Annotated in this window: 20 protein-coding genes, 3 tRNA genes and 1 rRNA gene; 3 read left to right on the top strand and 21 right to left on the bottom strand. The window is 47.0% G+C overall.

What is annotated here, in order from left to right:
* The 4 genes from J4760_RS07845 to J4760_RS07830 form a co-directional block, all read right to left on the bottom strand.
* Nucleotides 1-212, bottom strand: a 16S ribosomal RNA gene (locus J4760_RS07845); the annotation flags it as partial.
* A 203-nt stretch (nt 213-415) separates the two neighbouring features.
* Nucleotides 416-489, bottom strand: a tRNA-Gly gene (locus tag J4760_RS07840).
* 24 nt (nt 490-513) lie between these two features.
* Nucleotides 514-599, bottom strand: a tRNA-Leu gene (locus J4760_RS07835).
* A 95-nt stretch (nt 600-694) separates the two neighbouring features.
* Nucleotides 695-766: transfer RNA gene (locus J4760_RS07830), tRNA-Glu, on the bottom strand.
* 307 nt (nt 767-1,073) lie between these two features.
* On the opposite strand from J4760_RS07830, the gene J4760_RS07825 reads away from it, so the two are divergent.
* On the top strand, nt 1,074-2,630 hold the full coding sequence (locus J4760_RS07825; RefSeq protein WP_255695354.1) for a catalase: 1,557 nt from the start codon (nt 1,074-1,076) through the stop codon (nt 2,628-2,630).
* 42 nt (nt 2,631-2,672) lie between these two features.
* On the opposite strand, the gene J4760_RS07820 is transcribed toward J4760_RS07825, so the two are convergent.
* The 15 genes from J4760_RS07820 to J4760_RS07750 all read right to left on the bottom strand — a co-directional run bounded on the left by J4760_RS07820 (nt 2,673) and on the right by J4760_RS07750 (nt 15,909).
* Nucleotides 2,673-4,808 (bottom strand): Tex family protein, encoded by a 2,136-nt coding sequence (locus J4760_RS07820; protein WP_237605331.1) that lies wholly within the window; start codon nt 4,806-4,808, stop codon nt 2,673-2,675.
* 94 nt (nt 4,809-4,902) lie between these two features.
* Nucleotides 4,903-5,676 carry an RNA polymerase sigma factor SigB gene (gene sigB, locus J4760_RS07815; RefSeq protein ID WP_145289053.1) on the bottom strand — a complete coding sequence of 258 codons (774 nt, stop codon included), beginning with the start codon at nt 5,674-5,676 and terminating at the stop codon, nt 4,903-4,905.
* Nucleotides 5,651-6,127 carry an anti-sigma B factor RsbW gene (gene rsbW, locus J4760_RS07810; protein WP_145289056.1) on the bottom strand — a complete coding sequence of 159 codons (477 nt, stop codon included), beginning with the start codon at nt 6,125-6,127 and terminating at the stop codon, nt 5,651-5,653. The genes sigB and rsbW overlap by 26 nt, the downstream gene beginning before the upstream one ends.
* A 1-nt stretch (nt 6,128) precedes the next feature.
* Nucleotides 6,129-6,455, bottom strand: a complete 327-nt coding sequence (locus J4760_RS07805; RefSeq protein WP_145289058.1) for an anti-sigma factor antagonist — start codon at nt 6,453-6,455, stop codon at nt 6,129-6,131.
* A 74-nt stretch (nt 6,456-6,529) separates the two neighbouring features.
* On the bottom strand, nt 6,530-7,543 hold the full coding sequence (locus J4760_RS07800; protein ID WP_370637550.1) for a PP2C family protein-serine/threonine phosphatase: 1,014 nt from the start codon (nt 7,541-7,543) through the stop codon (nt 6,530-6,532).
* A gap of 54 nt (nt 7,544-7,597) precedes the next feature.
* Nucleotides 7,598-7,969 (bottom strand): type II toxin-antitoxin system PemK/MazF family toxin, encoded by a 372-nt coding sequence (locus J4760_RS07795; protein WP_145289064.1) that lies wholly within the window; start codon nt 7,967-7,969, stop codon nt 7,598-7,600.
* Nucleotides 7,970-8,134, bottom strand: coding sequence for a hypothetical protein (locus J4760_RS07790; protein WP_186365534.1), 165 nt, complete (start codon nt 8,132-8,134; stop codon nt 7,970-7,972).
* A 71-nt stretch (nt 8,135-8,205) separates the two neighbouring features.
* Nucleotides 8,206-9,357: an alanine racemase gene (gene alr, locus J4760_RS07785; protein ID WP_237605330.1), complete on the bottom strand. Its 1,152-nt coding sequence runs from the start codon at nt 9,355-9,357 to the stop codon at nt 8,206-8,208.
* Nucleotides 9,358-9,368: 11 nt separating this feature from the next.
* Nucleotides 9,369-9,716 (bottom strand): holo-ACP synthase, encoded by a 348-nt coding sequence (gene acpS, locus J4760_RS07780; protein ID WP_145289069.1) that lies wholly within the window; start codon nt 9,714-9,716, stop codon nt 9,369-9,371.
* On the bottom strand, nt 9,713-10,186 hold the full coding sequence (locus J4760_RS07775) for a PH domain-containing protein (protein WP_145289073.1): 474 nt from the start codon (nt 10,184-10,186) through the stop codon (nt 9,713-9,715). Before J4760_RS07775 ends, acpS begins: the two co-directional genes overlap by 4 nt.
* Nucleotides 10,158-11,678 (bottom strand): PH domain-containing protein, encoded by a 1,521-nt coding sequence (locus J4760_RS07770; protein ID WP_237605329.1) that lies wholly within the window; start codon nt 11,676-11,678, stop codon nt 10,158-10,160. The genes J4760_RS07775 and J4760_RS07770 overlap by 29 nt, the downstream gene beginning before the upstream one ends.
* Nucleotides 11,671-12,135: a PH domain-containing protein gene (locus tag J4760_RS07765; protein WP_237605328.1), complete on the bottom strand. Its 465-nt coding sequence runs from the start codon at nt 12,133-12,135 to the stop codon at nt 11,671-11,673. The genes J4760_RS07770 and J4760_RS07765 overlap by 8 nt, the downstream gene beginning before the upstream one ends.
* 136 nt (nt 12,136-12,271) lie before the next feature.
* Entirely contained in the window at nt 12,272-13,774 is a 1,503-nt protein-coding gene (locus tag J4760_RS07760; RefSeq protein WP_145289082.1) for a DEAD/DEAH box helicase, read from the bottom strand.
* Between the two features lie 85 nt (nt 13,775-13,859).
* Nucleotides 13,860-14,534, bottom strand: coding sequence for an alpha/beta hydrolase (locus J4760_RS07755; RefSeq protein WP_370637549.1), 675 nt, complete (start codon nt 14,532-14,534; stop codon nt 13,860-13,862).
* Nucleotides 14,535-14,544: 10 nt separating this feature from the next.
* Complete coding sequence (locus tag J4760_RS07750; RefSeq protein ID WP_237605326.1) at nt 14,545-15,909, bottom strand: UDP-N-acetylmuramoyl-tripeptide--D-alanyl-D-alanine ligase; 1,365 nt, start codon at nt 15,907-15,909, stop codon at nt 14,545-14,547.
* Between the two features lie 139 nt (nt 15,910-16,048).
* Here J4760_RS07750 and J4760_RS07745 point away from each other — a divergent pair, with 139 nt between their 5' ends.
* On the top strand, nt 16,049-17,230 hold the full coding sequence (locus tag J4760_RS07745) for an FtsW/RodA/SpoVE family cell cycle protein (protein ID WP_237605325.1): 1,182 nt from the start codon (nt 16,049-16,051) through the stop codon (nt 17,228-17,230).
* Between the two features lie 38 nt (nt 17,231-17,268).
* On the opposite strand, the gene J4760_RS07740 is transcribed toward J4760_RS07745, so the two are convergent.
* Nucleotides 17,269-17,418: an Lmo0850 family protein gene (locus J4760_RS07740; RefSeq protein ID WP_186365535.1), complete on the bottom strand. Its 150-nt coding sequence runs from the start codon at nt 17,416-17,418 to the stop codon at nt 17,269-17,271.
* A 135-nt stretch (nt 17,419-17,553) separates the two neighbouring features.
* Between J4760_RS07740 and cls the strand changes: the two genes are divergently transcribed.
* Nucleotides 17,554-19,035: a cardiolipin synthase gene (cls, locus tag J4760_RS07735; RefSeq protein WP_237605324.1), complete on the top strand. Its 1,482-nt coding sequence runs from the start codon at nt 17,554-17,556 to the stop codon at nt 19,033-19,035.
* 59 nt (nt 19,036-19,094) lie between these two features.
* On the opposite strand, the gene yidC is transcribed toward cls, so the two are convergent.
* Nucleotides 19,095-19,964, bottom strand: coding sequence for a membrane protein insertase YidC (gene yidC / locus J4760_RS07730; protein ID WP_145289097.1), 870 nt, complete (start codon nt 19,962-19,964; stop codon nt 19,095-19,097).
* Nucleotides 19,965-20,033: the final 69 nt, after the last annotated feature.

The following is a 20,033-nucleotide window of genomic DNA, read 5'->3' as shown; positions in this document are numbered from 1 at the left end:
CTTTCAACTTTCCTTCCTATGAAGAAAAGGATTATCCGGTATTAGCCACGGTTTCCCGTGGTTATCCCGGTCTGATGGGCAGGTTGCCTACGTGTTACTCACCCGTCCGCCACTCGCGTCACAGGAGCAAGCTCCTGTGACGCGCGTTCGACTTGCATGTATTAGGCACGCCGCCAGCGTTCATCCTGAGCCAGGATCAAACTCTCCATAATTGGAAGTTCTCCGACTCCGTTCGCGTTTTTACTTGGCGCCCAAGTGGATGGCCGTGGCCATCCGTTTATCGGAATTAAACGTTGACATATTGTCATTCAGTTTTCAATGTTCTGTTTTGAAGCACTCTTACTATATTACAGCTTCTTTCAAAACTATTCAAGTATCAATTTTACACTTTAGAAAGTTTTATTTGAAGTTTTAATGGAGCGGGTGATCGGAATCGAACCGACGACATCAGCTTGGAAGGCTGAGGTTATACCATTTAACTACACCCGCGTAGTTTATAAAATTTAAGGATGATGCGGCTGAGAGGACTTGAACCTCCACGGGATTTAACTCCCACTAGGCCCTCAACCTAGCGCGTCTGCCGATTCCGCCACAACCGCATGTAATGTAATATGTTTTAAGCGACAAGTACTATTGTACACTTTAAGGGTTTTACTGTCAATGCATTTTAAAAACTTTTTATAATTTTTAAAAGTGACCCGTACGGGACTCGAACCCGTGTTACCGCCGTGAAAGGGCGGTGTCTTAACCGCTTGACCAACGGGCCGTATGAATAATGCAACGATATTTATAATAAAGCCATATGCTTATAAAGTCAATACGTTTTTAATACTTTTTTTACAAAAGCTTAATGTTTTGTACTACTCTTATATTATCAACGTATTTCTTCCTATATAATTCCTTTAAGATTTTCATATGTCCGCCCTCCTCTGCTTCGTATTTTTCTGGAACCATGGACAATTCTTCATGATCTTATGCAGCGTTTAGTATTGTTTTTTATCATCAATGTGTTACTATTTATTTATAATAATTCTAAACAAGGATTATGAATAACATCTTGGAGGGATTTATAAATGGATTTCGAACAACCAAAAGATCAACCCGGTGATGCACGCGCAGGTGGCGGAACCGAGCCAAGAGCACAGGGCAAAAACCAACCCAGCGATCGTTTGACTACACTCTTTGGAGCGCCAGTTGGAGATCGTGAAAATTCCATGACTGCTGGTCCACGTGGCCCTATGGTCATGCAGGATCCTTATTTCCTTGAACAGATGGGACACTTTGACCGTGAAGTCATTCCGGAAAGACGTATGCACGCGAAAGGTTCCGGTGCTTTCGGTACATTTACAGTAACAAATGATATTACTCAATATACAAAAGCCAGTATTTTCAGCGAAGTCGGTAAACAGACGGAAATGTTCGCTCGTTTCTCAACTGTTGCTGGTGAACGTGGTGCTGCAGATGCAGAGAGGGATATCCGCGGATTCGCACTCAAGTTCTATACTGAAGAAGGCAACTGGGATCTTGTCGGTAACAATACACCGGTATTCTTCTTCCGCGACCCTAAGCTTTTCGCAAGTCTTAACCACGTGGTCAAGCGTGACCCTAAAACCAACATGCACAACGGCGAAAGCAACTGGGACTTCTGGACACTGCTTCCTGAAGCTCTGCACCAGGTCACAATACTTATGACAGAGCGTGGTATTCCTAAGGGCTACAGAAACATGCACGGCTTCGGTTCACACACATACAGCATGGTTAATGCCGATAACGAACGTGTATGGGTCAAGTTCCACTTCAGAACGCAGCAGGGTATTGAAAACCTATCTGCAGAAGAAGCTGAACAGGTCATTGCCAAGGACCGCGAATCATCACAAAGAGACCTCTTCAATGCCATCGAGGAAGGCGACTTCCCTAAATGGAAGATGTTCATCCAGGTCATGACGGAAGAACAGGCGAAAAATCATTACCACAACCCGTTCGATCTGACGAAAGTATGGTACAAGGATGAATTCCCGCTTATTCCAGTGGGCGAGTTCGAACTGAACCGCAATCCTGAAAACTACTTCGCAGAAGTCGAGCAGGCAGCATTTGCACCGACAAACATCGTACCTGGCATCGGTTTCTCACCAGATAAGATGCTGCAGGGCCGTCTCTTCTCCTATGGAGATACACAGCGCTACCGTCTCGGTGCCAACCACCACCAGATTCCGGTCAACTCACCTAAAGGTGCAGCAAACGTCTGCCCATTCAGCCGTGATGGTGCTATGAGAGTAGATGGCAACATGGGTGCGCATACGAACTACTATCCAAACAGCTATGATCAGTATAATGATGATGCAAACGCGAAACAGCCGGCACTCGAAATGGAAGGTCTCATCTACGAACACAACTTCCGTGATGACGATGACAACTATTACGAGCAGCCGGGCAAGCTCTTCAATTTGCAGTCTGATGAAATGAAACAGACCATCTTTGAAAATACTGCGAACGAGATGTCCGGTGTTTCCGACAAAGTGAAACATCGCCATATCAGAAACTGCTACAAGGCAGACCAGGCCTATGGCCGTGGTGTTGCCAAAGCGATGGGCATCAACATCGACGATGTCGACCTTGAAGGCAACCAGTAATCATTAAAATATCCCTATCGGCTCGTCCGATAGGGATATTTTCTATTTCATGCTCAATGATATTCTGCCCTTGTCTGTATCTACACCGGTAACCGTCACATCCACAATATCTCCCACGCTGACGACTTCCATCGGATGCTTGATGAATTTGCTGGTCATCTTGGATATGTGGACCAGCCCATCCTGTTTTACGCCGATATCCACAAACGCGCCGAAATCGGTCACGTTACGCACTGTGCCGGACAGCTTCATGCCCTCTTTCAGATCTTCCATCTTCAGAACATCAGATTTCAGCATCGGCACTTCATAGTCATCCCGAATGTCACGGGTCGGCGCCTTCAGGCTGTCGATGATATCTTTCAATGTTGGTACTCCGATTGCCAGATCCTGTGCCGTCTGATCAAGATCCAGCTTATCCACTGCACTGATCAGTGCTTCTGTACCGATATCCGAACGCCCCATTCCCAGAAATTCAAGCAGGCGGTAAGTCTCCTTGTATCTCTCAGGGTGGATCGGCGTCCGGTCAAGCGGCTCATCCCCATCGAAAACCCGAAGGAAACCGATGCACTGCTCGTAGGTCTTGTTCCCGAGACGCGGCACCTTCTTTATCTCCTCACGGGATCTGAAAGCGGACTGCTCCTCACGGTACTTTACGATGTTTCTGCTTATGGCTGGAGACAGCCCGGCAACGTGCTGCAGCAGAATATGCGATGCCGTATTTACATTGACACCCACCTGGTTCACTGATGTTTCAACAACGAAGTTCAATGATTCGTCGAGGAATTTCTGGTTGACGTCATGCTGATACTGTCCGATTCCGATTGCCTTCGAATCAATCTTGACCAGCTCGCTCAGTGGATCCTGTACCCTTCTTGCAATGGAGACCGCGCTGCGTTCCTCCACATTGAAGTCCGGAAACTCCTCACGGGCAACATCAGAGGCGGAATACACACTGGCCCCCGCTTCATTGACGATGATGAACTGCACATCGAGATTCTCCGTGTTGACGATTTCACTGATGAACAGTTCGGTTTCGCGTGAAGCTGTTCCGTTTCCGATAGCAAGCAGTGTAACATCATAGTCGGCGATGATGTCCATGATCACTTTGCGTGCCTGATCAACTTTCCCCTGAGGCGGATGCGGGTAGATGACACCTTTATACAGGAATTGGCCCGATTCATTGATGACCGCAAGCTTGCACCCTGTTCTGAATGCCGGGTCCACTCCAAGAATGACATGGCCTTTCAAAGGCGGCTGAAGCAGCAGACGCTTGAGATTTTCCTCAAAAATGTGCACGGCATGCTTTTCACTCGATTCAGTCAGATTCTGGCGTACTTCCCTTTCGATCGATGGAACAATCAGCCGCTTCAGGCTGTCTTCGATTGCTGCTCTCATATACATCGCAGTGGTCGACTTCTCCTTCAGTACCTGATTGCCGATATAGCGTTTGAACCGGTCATTATCATAGTCGAACTTGACTGCCAGAACACCGGTATTCTCACCCCGGTTGATGGCAAGTACTCTATGTGGAACAGTTTTGTCTATCGGCTCCGCATAGGAATAGTACATTTCAAAGACACCTGTCTGATCTTCGGCATTCTTCTTTTTACGTGTTGTCAGGTCGGCACTCTCTCTGAACACCTTCAATATATAATTGCGGTATTTCGGGTTATCGGATATCTCTTCAGCAATAATATCCTGCGCCCCTTTTATCGCTTCTTCCACAGTCTCCACTTCGTCATTCAGGAAGTTCCCAGCCTGTGCTTCCACATCTTCCGCCTGCTGTTCAAGGATGACCCGGGCCAGTCCATCAAGCCCTTTTCTCTTCGCCTCTGTCGCCCGGGTCTTCTTTTTCTGTTTGAAGGGTCTGTACAGATCCTCCACCCTGTTCAGGACGGTCTGTTTCATGATGTCCTGCTCAAGCTGTTCTGTCAGAAGACCTTGTTCATCGATACGTCTGATGACTTCACTTTTCCGTTTCTCCAGACTCTGCAAGTAGGAGAACCTGTCATGGATGGCTTTGATCTCCTGCTCATCCATGCCGCCCGTCATCTCTTTCCTATAGCGTGCGATGAAAGGAATCGTATTCCCCTCTTCGAGAAGATCAAGCACTCCCCGGATATATTTTTCCTGTTTGCCGACAGTACTTTTAAGCTCTCTAATCAGCGCTTCATTCATCTAATCTCTCCCAGTTGCTTTGATGTCTAATAAATTTAGCATATCCAGTATAACATTAAAAACCTCACCCTTAAGGATGAGGTCTGGTAATCGTCTATTTTTCGCTTACTGCCTGCCGCAGTTTGTTGATGGCTGTCCGCTGAAGTCTCGATACATGCATCTGACTCAATCCGACACGTTCACCCGTCTCCTTCTGACTCAATCCTTCCATGAAAGTGAACTGGATGATTTCACGTTCCCGTTCTGAAAGGATAGGCAGCACCTTCTCAAGAATAAGGCGTTTTTCGGAAAGGTCATAGTTATCATCCGACTGTCCCATGACATCAAGCAGTGTTACAGTGGAGCCGTCTTTATCCGCTTCAATGGAATGATCGACGCTGAGCGCATTATAGCTCTGTCCCATCTCCATCGCTTCCAGAACATCTTCTTCCGACACTTCAAGATATTCTGCGATTTCACTGATCTGAGGAGAACGTTCCAGGCGATTGGTCAGTTCATCATTGGCATTCTTGATCTTCGGTCCGATCTCCTTGATTCTGCGGGGTACATGGACGCTCCATGTCTTATCCCTCAAGTACCTCTTGATTTCACCGACCACCGTCGGCACGAGGAATGCTTCGAATCTTCTATCGTAGGATGCATCAAACCGTTTGATTGCACCAAGTAGACCCACCATGCCGACCTGCACAAGGTCTTCGTGGTGGCTCTGGCCTTTTGAATATCTGTAGGCCAGCGACTCGATCAGTTTCTGGTAGTGTTCGACAAGTCTCGCCTGGGCGTTCGGGTTTCCCTCTTCCTGATGACTGCGAATCAGTGCATTGATATCTTCAGCTGCAAGTCCTCTATCGATTGACGATTGTTTCTCCATTCAAATGCACCTGACTTTCATTAATAAACTTCGTCATACTGATTGTGACACCAGGATCCTTTTTAAGATAGACTTCATCCATTAATGTTTCAATCAAGAAGAGGCCCAGACCTCCTTCTCTCAAATAGTTCACATTATCATCTTCGGAATATGGCCCAAGCTCTTCCTTGACTGCTTCGTAGTTGAAGCTCTGGCCATGATCGGCAACAATAATTTCAACTTTATCGCTGTATACCGCAAAACCGATAAGAACTTCCCCTGTTTCATCTTCCCCGTATGCATGCTTGACTGCATTCGTAACAGCTTCCGAGACAGCAATTTTGGAGTCTTCAATCTGGTCATAGCTTGCGCCGGCTCTCGACAGTACGCCGGAAAGTGTCAGCCTGATAAGTCCTACGTATTCTGCACTGGACGGAAATTTCATTTCTATATAATCGTACTGCTGTGGCATTCTATTCAACCTCCGAGGCTTCATTAATATGCATCAGGTCTCTGAGTCCGGTTATTTCAAACAGTCTGAGAATTCTTTTTGACACGCCTGTTACGTATAGCTCCCTGTCATGCTGGTTGAGGTCCTTCAGTGTTCCTACAAAAATCCCAAGGCCTGTAGAGTCCATATAGCTGACATCAGTCAGATCTATTCTTATGTCGTGGCTTCCTGTCTGTCTGATCGGCTCCAGTACTTTTTGCAGTTCTGGTGCAGTATAGACATCAAGTTCGCCTTCAAGTACTATTGAATATTCCTGTTCCTTCTCCGTTGCGTCGATATTAATGTTCATACTAACTACACTCCCATTCAGTTGAATACATAACTCCTTAGCCATTTACCCGTTCAAAATATAATAAAACATGCTTAATCCAAGTTTTTATTATTTTTTAAAATGAATAGCGTCAGGTCATCCTTTTTGTTCGGATTCTGTATGCGCATAAGCGATTCATAGATGTACTGTACGATGTCCTGCGGATGATGGTCCCTCGCCTGACGGATCATGTCCTTGACGTTTTCGAAATCTATGAAAGTATCATCATGCTTTCTAAGTTCCGTAACTCCATCTGTGAAGACGATGATCATATCCTTTGGTCCAATTTTAGTTTCTCTCTGCTCATACCTTGCGTGGGCTTTGACTCCAAGCACAACGCCTTTTGCATCGATCTCCTCGAATTCATCATCCTCGTAGCGGTAGATGAGCGCCGGCTCATGTCCTGCTGAAGAATAGTACAGAAGGTCGGTACTGTGATCGTAGAGGCCATAGAACATGGTGACGAACATATTCTGATTGACGTTCTTCTCCACGACACGATTCAATTTTCTGAGGCTGTCGCTCGGCAGCTGTGAATAGCCGTAGGAATCCATGCCGAACTTGATCATGCTCATGGCGATTGCTGCCGGTATGCCTTTGCCGATGACATCCGCAACAGCGAAGCTGAGCATTCCGTCCTTATGGTCGATGATATTGAAGTAGTCGCCGCTCACTTTTCTCGCGGGCACACTGATCGCTCCGATTTCCATCGTGTCGAATGTTGGAATTGCGGTTTTCAGCATCGTTTCCTGGAGACTCGATGCAACATCCATCTCCTTGTCATGAATCTCGAGCTTATTCATCATGGACTTGTAGTCCCTGTATGTAAAACCGAAAGAAATGATGACTTCCTGAAGGATATCCAATGATTTCTTGACCAGTTCACCATCCTGAATGCCCATATCATCGAGCAGTTCTATATGCAGCGATACGATTTCTTCCGGGGAAGCGTCCATTTCAATGACTTCCTCACTGAAGGTCTGGCATCTCTCGATAGCTTCTCCCTGCTCTTCTCCATACAAATACAGTTGGATGATATCCTTGTAGTTGCTTACGATATTATCAATATATGTCATACTATCACCTCGTACTGAAAAAAGACTTTTGAATACAAAAGTCCATCAGGATTTAGATTGGGATTTCTTGGATCTGGATGATGCAAGGTCCAGACTGATCATCAGGGCCTTATCCACTTCCTTCATCTTATCTTCATTTAAATATGTAAGCTTTTCCCTAAGTCGTTTCTTGTCTACTGTCCGTATCTGTTCCAGAAGAATAACCGAGTCCTTGTCCAGATTATAAGCATCCTTCGAAATTTCGACGTGCGTGGGTATCTTCGCCTTGTTGATCCTCCCGGTGATTGCGGCAACAATCACTGTAGGACTATGATAGTTGCCGACATTATTCTGGATGATGACGACCGGCCGCTTGCCACCCTGTTCGGACCCCTGGACGGGCGATAGATCCGCAAGATACACTTCTCCTCTTTTCATCTATTCACCATCTTTACTATAAACGAGGAAATCTTCATTACATTGCCAGGCTTCACACTCTACTTCGTGGTTTTCTGATGCAATCGAAAGGTTAATCTCACTCATTTCAATATATCCGTGCTCAAGAGAATGTTCGATGCTGCTTACCAAAGTCATATTCGTCATTGCCAGACCACTCCTCAATAACATCATTAAACTTATAATAATGATAACATGTATAAAAAATCATTTCTAGATTATTTTAAAACTTCATTATTGACAATGACAGGCGCATCACCATGGTAGAGTCGTGGCAGACGCCTCGACAGCATGCACAGCGACTCGTATGGAATGGTACCGACAAAATCACTGTACGCTTCCATGGACTGCTCGGACGCCCTGTCCGGAATGATGACGTCGACGATGTCGCCTGGCTCCACAGCATCCGGCACCTGGACCATGATATAGTCCATGCACACCTTGCCGACAACAGGACAGGACGTCCCGTCTTCAAGCGACACATGGTATCCTGTCCGCGCCCGGAGGAATCCGTCGGCATAGCCAAGAGGCAATGTGGCTATCTTCTGACCGGCGGTGGCACTATAGTCGAGACCATAGCTGTTCCCTTCCCCCTTTTCGAGTACATGGACGTCCACTACCTCCGTCTTCAGAGCAACAGAAGGTGCAAGATCCACTTTGGAGATCTCCCGGATGTATTCGGAAGGATAGTAGCCGTACAGGGATATGCCGACCCGGATTGCATTGCAGTAGTCGTCATCGAGACGCAGGGCACCGGCCGAATTCTGCACATGGACATACTTCGGTTTTCTGACTGAAGATGTGATGCGCTTGAACTTCTCATATTCCTTATCATTCTGATCCGAATCGATATCTGCTGAACTGAAATGACTGTAGATGCCCTCATATACCAGATGTGCAGAGCGCTCTATGATATCGATCATCTTCTCGATCTCCCCAGTATCCGCAGTACCGAGGCGGTTCATGCCGCTGTTCACCTTGATGTGGATCCAGACTTCCTTGTCATCCATATCCTCAACATGCGACTGGGCTTTCTGAAGCCAGTCGAGATTCGGTGCAGTGATTGCCACGCGGTGCTGGATGGCCTTGTTGATATCTTCCGGAATGATGGGACCGAGTACAAGAATCTTCTTCTTGATACCGTGCATCCTGAGTTCGATTGCTTCGTCCAATGTCGCCACCGCAAAGAACTCAACCCCTCTTGCTCCGAGGTATTCTGCTACCGTCGTACTGCCGAGACCATATGCATTGGCCTTTACTACAGCAATGAAGGTCTTGTCTTCATGCAGTGCGTGAATGGCTTTGTAGTTGCGGTGCACCGCGTTAAGGTCCACTTCTACAACAGAGTTTCTATAATATTTTTCCGACATGGTCATGCTCCTTAATCTTCAATTATGACTGTTGCCACAACATACGCTTTGGAATGTGAAATGGATACATGGGCGTGGGGATTGTTCTGGATATAGGGTTTGCCGCTCTCATCATTGAGGCAGATGATATCCCTGAAGGCGGCATTGCCTCCGATGCCTGTCCCGAGCGCCTTGCTGTAGGCCTCCTTGACTGCAAAACGGCCCGCCAGATATTCCATTCTTCTACCGCCATCGGAAAGCCGATTGTACACATCCATCTCATCCGGTGCGAGAATCCGCTTTGACAGCCTGCGATTCTCCCCTTCCACACTTCTTATACGTTCTATTTCTATTATATCTGTTCCAAGTCCTTTAATCATTGTGTCCGCCTCGTATTTTCATTGATCAGTTTTCTGATGTCATTGCGTATCATATCCGCCTCATCCGATTCGAGTTCCGGTATATGGATGCGTTCTGCAGAAGTTTTCAATGTCACCCCTTTAAGCCCATACCGCTTCATCAGCGGACCGACCGTCGTATCGATATTCTGCACGCGGAACAGCGGTACGGCATGCTTCTCCTTGAAAAAGATGCCCTGATGGATCCGGATTTCATCCGCCGATACTTGGAAGCGGAAATATTTGTACTTCAGACCGGGCAGAAGCCATACGTGGACTACTGCAATATAAGCAAAGATGATGAAGAGTATCAAGGATATCCACCACGGAAATGCATCCCAGACAAAAAGAGTGACGACCAGCGCAGCCACTGCAAGCAGCAGGACGATGGCCGCACCGATTGCCTCGCGGATGCGCCACACTTTAATCGCCTTTGGAGAAATCTTCTGCATGTGAGGTGCTCCTTTCCGCCCAGTTCCATATTTTATCGATATCCTTCTGATCGATGAACTTGAGTGTTGCCCGGGACCCGAGCATGCCGGCTGCAGTCACGAGTGTGATGATGCCGAGATCATCCCGACGGAGAAACGGATTGTAGACCCACTCTGCTTCAATCAGCTTCTCCTGCTTGATGACATAGTGCGAACGCTTGAAAAAGCCGACCGTCATCAGATTGATTTCATCCCCATGGATTGCATAGCCGCTGTTGCGCGCACTGTAGACGCCTGAGACGACGAAGGCCAGTATGAGTACGAGGCCGATGATCCATGCGTAGTCGAACCAGAAGTATTGCACAGCAGCTGTAACCATCAGAAGAATTACGGTCATGATCTGGAAATACCGTCGGTAGCCCCGCCCCGGCACTGTGCCTGGCGGCGCCTCCACATGATAGTTCGGGAAGATCTGGCCTACAATCTCATACAGCCGGTCCCGCTTGATGAAAGGCAGAAGATCGACCGTACCGTCAATATCCTCACTATCGAGGGAATCGCTTGTGATCGTGACCGACAGCGAATAGTACCCGATCATCCTTCTCAGAATCGAATCCTTGATGATGATGTTCTGCACCCTGTTGATATTTACACTCTGATGCTTCTTTTCCAGAAGACCATACTCGACAATCAGGTCGTCATGCTTCATTCTAAGCGTGTACTTGTAGTATTTCATCGACATGATCAGTATGCCGATGGCGTACCCGACGACAATGAACAGACCGACAGCCAGTCCGATGGCCAGCACAATATTGCGTATGACACCTTCAAAGTAGTCGAAATAGCGCTCGATCAGGAAGTCTGCGCCGATCAGGTTGAGAAAACCGAAGACCAGGGCAAGAAACGCTCCCAGTGCACCGCTGGTCATGCTCATCAAAAGAAGGGATCTGCCGTTCATATGATAGAGCACTTCAGATGGCGCTTCTGTAGCCTGGTCCTTTTCCTCCGTCTTTCTCGGCCACTCACTCGAGTCACCCACTGCCACCTCATCACGGATGTAGGACTTCTCATCATAGAGGATGTCCTGCAGGGATATCGCCTGGGACTTTTTCATCGTATCGATCTTGATGCCATCCCCGGGTGTAATGATATCAAGTTTTACAGCTCCGAAAAGACGATGGAATATCGGCTCGCTGAAGTCGATCGACTGGATTCTTCTGATATCGAGTTCCTTTTCGCGGTTGGTGATGACGCCATCCTTATAGATGAACTTGCCGTCTTCAATCCAGAATCTTGTCCGATACTTATTCAGGAAGTCCGTGCCGCCGAACAGGATGATTGCGAGAACCAGGATGCCCCCTCCAATAAGTATGTACTTCATTGAGACATTGCCCGAGAAGATGGATTCCCTTGATTGGAACAGGATGATAAGCAGGGGAATCCATAGGTTCTTGATTCCGTTTACTACACTGCCAAGATACGCGATGGGATGCAGCTTCTGAGGACTATACATCGGAATGCTCCTCCTTTACCAGCTCGATAATTTCTTCTTTCAAAACGGATGCCTCCTCCGTCTTCAAAGGTGGCAGTCCGATCCCGGCACTTGCCGTACTCACTTCCAGCATGGCAAAATCATATTTTCTGGAAATGGGACCAGTTGAAACTCTTGCACCCTGCACCCTTCTGATCGGGACCATTTTGGTGGATACTCTGAAGAAACCCTTTCTGACCACGATATAATCTTCTTTCAGCATATACCGGGTCACCCGGTAGTAGAGCCTTGGACGGATCAGGATGCTGATGATGAAAATGATGGCAAGCCAGATCGAGGCCCCCCAGTAGACCCAGTGCGACCATTCGAAGTAATAGGCAGCAGCACACAGAAGCAGTGCAGCGACTACCCAGACCAGAAAGTTCCAGAAGGACCTGACTCTCATGTAATGGACGACATCACCATGTACTTTATTCATATTTGCCTCCAGTGGTAGAGCTTATGTATTAATTATACTTTAAATTAAATGCGGGTATTCTTCAATCATACTATTGTCTGTGTAAATATAGAAATAAAAACATCCTCTGTCCGATAGGACAGAGGATGAATGAATATTACTTGATATGATCTTTGAAAGTACGGCCGCCCTGGCGTTTCTGGCTGCCCTGCTGCGGGCGTCCGCCGCCACCTTGGCGCTTGTTGTTGCGTCCGCCGCCTTGCTGGCCCTGGCTGCGTCCTTTACGGAATGGCTTCTTGCCACCGCCTTGGCCTTTGCCTCTGCGCTGTCCGCCTTTGCGTGTCAGAGGTTTTTCAAATGAAAGCTGGATGCTGTCATCTGTTCTGCTGAATAGGAATTCGTTGAGCAGCGCTGCAACAACTTCCTTCGCTTCGCCCTGTTCAAGCAGGCGTTCAGCGACTTCGAATGTGTGGGTATTCGTGTTTTCGGACTTCCACTGTTCAATCTTGTCGAAAGTCTCTTTTTCACGGGATTTCTGTACTTCTTTCTTGTGTGGCGGTCTGAGAGCAGAAATTGTCTTCTTCTTCTCATTCTCGATCATTCTCAAGTAATCCATTTCTACCGGATTGACGAATGTGAGTGCCACGCCTTCTTTACCTGCACGACCTGTACGGCCGATTCTGTGCGTATAGCTTTCAGCATCCTGTGGGATGTCGAAGTTGTATACGTGTGTGACACCTGAGATATCGAGACCTCTTGCTGCAACGTCTGTAGCGACAAGGATGTCGAGTGCATTGTTTCTGAATTTCTTCAGAACTTCAAGACGCTTCGATTGTGTAATATCACCATGAAGGCCTTCAGCACGGTAGCCTTTGGCAATCAGTGCACTTGTCAGTTCATCGACACGACGTTTCGTACGACCGAATACGATCGCAAGTTCCGGCTGGTGGACATCAAGGAAGTCGGTGAACACTTCGAGCTTTTCAAGCTCTTTTACAATTGTATAGTGTTCTTCGATCTGAGGGTCGCTTCCGCCCTGCTTCATCGTCTTGACGATGGTCGGGTCTTTCATGAAGCGTGTAACAAGCTCCTGGATTGCCGGTGGCATTGTTGCTGAGAACAGCAATGTCTGCCTGTTTTCTGATGGCATTTCGGACATGATGAATTTGACATCATCGATGAATCCCATGTTCATCATCTCATCCGCTTCGTCCAATACGAGCGTACGGATGCTTTCAAGCTTCAGCGTTCTTCTTTTGATGTGGTCGATGATACGCCCAGGCGTACCTACGATGATCTCAGGCTTTCTCTTGAGATCTTTGATCTGACGGTCGATGCTCATACCGCCGAATATTACGGATACACCAAGTTTCTTGTATTTGGCGAATGTCTTCAGCTGTTCGCTGACCTGGACTGCCAATTCACGTGTTGGTGTTAGAATCAGCACTTGTGTGCCTGCCTGCTTCTCTGTAGTTTCTATAATAGGAATACCAAACGCACCCGTTTTACCAGTACCTGTCTGTGCCTGCCCTAGAATATCTTTTCTCTCAAGAGCAAGTGGAATGCTCTCTTCCTGGATCGGGGTTGGTGTTTCAAATCCTATATCTTCCAGTGATTTTAAGGTTTCATCACTGACACCTAATTGTTTAAAGAACTTCAAATTAGAGTCTCCTTTGACTTTTCTTTCTCATTTTACGTTACGCATAACTTCTCTATATTAACACTTCTAGACTAATAATACAAGCTTAATTATCTTCGTTGAAAAGGAAGCGCTCTGTCAGTATATTCAACTGCAGTTGATTATGGTCTGAAAAGGCGAACAGATGCGGTGCATCCTCGATGAGCTCAAGTCTGGCGTCGGGGATCCGCTGCGCAATTTCGACACTGGATTCATAAGGTACGAGCAGATCCTGCATGCCATGGATGATCATCGTCTCTGCACCGATGCTTTCAATGCCTTCCTTTTTCACTGCCATGATGTTCTTGAATTCCTGATAGGCTTTAAGAGGCACATGCCTCAGACGTTTTTTGACCCTATGGTAGCTTTTCATTTTCATGTGCTCGCTGAAATGGCGGGGCATCAGGTGGAGCCTGACTGGCTTTGTGATGCTGATAGGGTCGAATGCAGGGGCGATGAGGATCAGCTTCTCCACAGGTTCATTCTGTGCAATATGGCTGGCGAATACGCCGCCCATCGAAAAACCGATGATATGGATGTGATCCACCCGCTGCTTCAGATTCAGATAGGCCTCCAGTGCTTCCTCGTACCAGTCCTCGCCACCTGTATACTTCAGGTTCAGAATGGTGCCATGGCCGGGATATACCGGAAATTCGTACTCGAAATCGTACCGTGATTTCAAGTAGTCGAACAATGGATGGAGTTCATGCCTTCCTCCTGTATAGCCGTGGAGAAAAAGTATTCCGACTGATCTAGATATGACCGATCACCCTTTCCAATGCCATGCCTCTGGATCCTTTCAAAAGAATTACGCTGTCCTCGGTCATCACATGCTGCAGTGCATCCGCCAGGGATTCGATATCATCGTGATGCTGCTTTACCTCGATATCTGCGTGATCGTGGATGATTTTTGATGCATCTCCAAATGTGAACAGGTAATCATACGCATGACCCGAGTCATTGATGTGCTGTGCAATCGACTGGTGAAGCGGCTCCGAATAGGATCCAAGTTCCAGTATATCTCCAAGAACGAGTATTCTTCTGCCTGCCTCCATGCGTCCCACGGTATCGAGTGCACTTTTCATGCTCGTGGGACTGGCATTGTAGGCATCATTGATGATGGTTGCGCCGGACTTATGATGGACACGCTCCATCCGCATGTCCGTGACAACCAGCTTCTCAAAATGCTTCTTCGCTTCCCTGATATCAAGGCCGAGTGCTTCCGCTGCAAGCAGTGCCAGCGATGCATTGGCAGCGTTATGCGTGCCGAGCTGCGGTATCCCGACATCCACCTTCATGGGAAGCAGTTCAAAACGTGTACCGTCCGGCGTCTGCCGTACATTTGCGACCTGCAGATCATTCTCTTCATTCTGGCCGGCTGTCCGTATATTGTAGTTCGCGTTGCGATCTACAATACCTTCAAGCAGTGGATAGTCCCTTGAATAGATGAAAGTGCCGTTCTTTTCGAGTCCATCCACGATTTCGTATTTGGCATGGGCGATGTTTTCCCTCGATCCCAGTTTTTCGATATGGGATTCACCAACATTGGTGAGTATGGCGATGTCCGGAGTGGTCATCCTGCTGAGGAACCGGATATCCCCTTTTGCATCCATACCCATTTCCAGTATCGAGATCTCAGTGTCCCTATCCAACTGCAGAATGGTAAGTGGGAGGCCGATTTCATTATTATAGTTGCCTATCGTCTTTTTTACTTTGAAGTGGGGAGATAGAAGGCATTCGACCATGTCTTTGGTTGTCGTCTTGCCATTGGATCCTGTAATTGCGACCACTTTCGGTGAAACTGCCTCCAGATATCCCTGCGCGATGTCCTGCAGAGCCCGAAGGCCGTCCTCGACATGGATGAGCGGCAGATCCTGATTGCCATCCTCTACTGCCTGTTCTGTCAGACTGAGTGCAGCGCCAAGGTCAAAAGCCTGCTGGATGAAGCGGTGGCCATCTGCATTCTCTCCTTTGAATGGTACAAACAGATTATTCTTTTCGAGGGTCCGCGTATCGATCGACACCCCTCTGATCATTTCATCCTTTCTCGCTTGTGCGGCTTGGTTCATGCTGCCGCCGCACAGTTCGGCAATCTTTTCTATCGTTGTTTCAATCATAGGCCTCGTCCATCTCCATAAAAATTTATTCGCAGATATTTTAAAATCTGGTTGCATTACTATTGGATAAACACACTGACTTTATTATAAAATAGTGTATACTAAATGTCATGATTTCAATATGGGTTAGGTGAATTTTTTGGAGAACAATCAAAGTTATAAAAGACAGAACGCCAGCATTTTCTTCAGAATCGACTGGATTCTCATTCTGCTGGTTGTTCTTCTCGGTACAATCAGCATCTTCATGATACGTTCCGCGATGACAAGCGGGCAGTACACCACGGATTTCAGCATACGTCAATTGATATTCTATAGCCTCGGCTTCATCATGGTGGCTGTACTCAACTTCATTCCCATCAAGTGGATGAAACAGTATGTATGGGTCATCTATTCTCTCGGCGTGCTATCGCTGGTCATCCTTTTCATCGCCCCCGTCTCTCCAATAACGCCGATCATAAACGGAGCAAAAAGCTGGTACCAGTTCGGGTTCTTCAGCATCCAGCCTTCCGAAATTGTAAAGATCATCTACATAATGACGCTGGCCTACCTGATCAGCCAGCACAATAAATACAAGCTTGCGAGTGACCTCAGTGTAGATATCAAACTGCTGTTCAAAATTTTTGCCGTATCCATCCTGCCGATGCTGTTCATCCTGCTTCAGAATGACCTCGGTACGACACTTGTCATGATCGCCATACTGCTTGGAACCATTGTGGTATCCGGCATCAGCTGGTGGCTGATCATCCCGACCCTGGCCATTGGTCTGACTGTGGGTAGCGCCCTTGTGCTCGGCATCATCTACCGCCCGGATCTGCTGGAACGCTATCTCGGCATCCACCCCTACCAGTTCGAACGCATCTATTCGTGGCTGCGTCCAGAGGAATATGTGACGGATGGCGGGTTCCAGCTCAGCAACTCGCTGAAAGCCATCGGCTCCGGGGGAATGGATGGCAAGGGATTTGCAGATGGCATCGTCTACATCCCGGAAAACCATACGGACTTCATCTTCACCATCATCGGCGAAGAGTTCGGATTCATCGGTACGACCGCAGTCATCGTACTGCTGTTCATGCTTCTGCTGCACCTGTTCAGAATCGCAATGGTCGTACCGGACAGCTTCTCGTCCTATTTCATCATCGGATATCTATCAATGCTCACTTTCCATATATTCCAAAACATCGGAATGACGATACAGCTTGTGCCGATCACCGGCATCCCGCTGCCATTCATCAGCTACGGCGGCAGTGGCCTATGGGCCAATATGCTGGCTGTCGGCATCATCATGAGCATCTACTTCCATCAATATCATCAGAAAGCATAAAAATAACCGCAACTCTTGACCTGGGTTGCGGTTGTTTTTTAGATATTCTGTTCTTTCAGCCTGAGTTTCTCTTTATGGGCAATACGGTTCATTATTTCGAATCTTGACCTCGAAATCTTGACTTTGACGCCAAGTTCATTTAGCATCGTGACGACCTGCTTGACTTTGGAATTGTCGTTTCTATGCATAATGACACTCCTTAAATTACAGCTTGACTTAATTCTACCCTGATATCGGATAATTATCCATACAATTTGAAAAATAAATATTACAGAATTTTAAATATTCATAGTCTATAATAGAATGTAAGCGAGGTGACATCCATGGAATGGTTCATTTTTGATTTTTTCTCCAACACTACAATACTCGGCATTCTGACACTTATCGTCATCGGAATCAACTTTCTTTTCGCAATTGGTCTCATCTTTCTGGAAAGAAGGAGCGCGCAGAGCATCTGGGCATGGTTGTTTGTACTGTTCTTTCTGCCTATCTTCGGCTTCATCATCTACATCCTTTTCGGACGGACAATCTATAATCAGAATATATTCAAAATAAACGAAGAAGACAAAGTTGGCCTCGAACATCTTGTAGAAGACCAGCTCAATGCACTGCGGAACGAAGATCAGAAGTTTTCACACGAAGTCGCCGATAAGCACAGGAAAATCATTCGCATGCTCCTCTATAATAATCAATCGTTTCTGACCATGAATAATTCCGTTGAAACATTTACCGATGGTAACGAAAAATTCGATCGACTGCTTTCGGATATCCGGAACGCAAAGGATCACATCCATTTCCAGTACTACATTCTAAGGCTGGATGGCATCGGAAAGAAACTATACGAAGCGCTGCTCGAGAAGCAGCGTGAAGGTGTTTCTGTAAAAATACTCTACGATGATATGGGGTCAAGGGCACTGACATTGCGCAGCTTTAGGAAACTGCGTGAAGCCGGTGGTACGGTCGAAGCCTTCTTCCCGAGCAAGCTGCCTCTGATCAACCCAAGAATAAACAACAGGAACCACCGTAAAATTGTTGTCATCGATGGCGCCATAGGCTATGTCGGCGGCTTCAATGTAGGAGATGAATATGTCGGACTGAGCAAGAAGTTCGGCCATTGGCGGGATACCCACCTGCGGGTCGAGGGCAATGCGGTAAAATCATTGCAGATCCGCTTCATGCTGGACTGGAACTCACATGCCAAAAGATACAACATGACGCGCGAAGACAGATACTTCCCCGAGCTGGACCATCGTGGTAATACACCCATGCAGATCGCTTCAAGCGGCCCTGATGAGAAGTGGCAGCAGATCAAGTATGGCTATCTGAAAATGATATACAGCGCACAGAAGTGCATCTATATCCAGACACCCTACTTCATACCCGACCAGTCATTTCTGGAAGCGCTGCGCATTGCGATGCTCAGCGGCATTGAAGTCCACCTGATGATCCCGAACAAGCCCGATCATCCTTTCGTCTACTGGGGGACCTATTCCAATGCAGGCACACTGGTGCAGATGGGTGCACACGTGCACATCTATGAAAAAGGCTTCCTGCACCAGAAAATCATGATGATTGATGACGAAGTACTGAGTGTCGGGACGACCAATATCGATGTAAGAAGCTTCCTGCTGAACTTTGAAGTCAATGCATTCATATATGACGAAAAAGAAGCAAGCAAGTATCGCCAGATATTCGAAGACGATATAAGAGACTGTTCACTGCTGACCGTGGAGAAATATGCTGACCGCAGCAAATGGATCAGAATGAAGGAAAGTCTCGCCAATCTCATCTCGCCAATTCTATAATCCAATGAAACAAAAAAAGGACCCGATATCGGGTCCTTTTTTTAAAAGTCGAAACTTGATCAAGTCCTCTTCTTGCGTTTCTTCTTCGGCATGACTTTCGCATTTTTGATGCGTTTTTCCTTCTCAGCCTTCTCACGTTCATGTGCTTCGATGATCGGAGCCATTTCTTCAGCAACTTTCTTCTTGTAGAAAGTATTACCTGCCCATGTCTGGAAGATCAGGAAGATACCACCGACAGCCCAGTAGAGCGGCAGTGCGGATGGAGAAATCAATGAAATCCAGATGATCATGATTGGGGAAATGTACATGAACAGCTGCATCTGCTTACGCTGCTCTGCAGGAACGAACTGCATGGATACATATGCCTGTGCAGCATAGACAATGCCTGCAATGGCCACCATGAAGAAGTCCGTTTCAGTCAGGTTCATCCATAGGAAGTTAGGGTATTCAGTAATACCCTGCTCGGATGGGTACCTGAGTGCAAAATAGAGCGCCATGACGACAGGCATCTGGATGACAATCGGCAGACAGCCCATGTTGAGCGGATTGATGCCGTGCTTCTTGTAGAGTCCCATCATCTCCTGCTGTGCTTCCATCTTTTCTTCCTGTGTCGTCGCCACTTTCACTTTCTTCTGGATCTCTTCCATTTCAGGTTTGACAATTTTCATCTTTTCGCGCATCATCATCTGATTCTTGTATGTACGCATCATGAATGGGAAGATTGCCAGACGGACGATCAGTGTGATGACGATGATTGCCAGTCCGTAATTATTGTTCATGTTGTCCCCGAGCCAATGAAGCAGCGAATCCATCGGCTGGACGAATGTATTATAGAAGAAGCCGTTTCTGTTTTCTTCCTGTGAATAATCACACCCGGACAGTACAAGGACCAGGCCGATCATTATCGGAAAGAGCCATTTTTTACTCATTTCTTCACCTCAATAAATTCTCTCGCATAAAAGAAATTGTAACATATATGGTGGTGTAAAAAAATAATT

Origin of the sequence: Salinicoccus sp. ID82-1 (assembly GCF_021991715.1) — a bacterium.
In the GTDB taxonomy this organism is placed as follows: Bacteria; Bacillota; Bacilli; order Staphylococcales; family Salinicoccaceae; genus Salinicoccus; species Salinicoccus cyprini.
The sequence above is the reverse complement of the archived record's forward strand: the minus strand, read 5'-3'. Positions and strand labels throughout refer to the sequence as shown.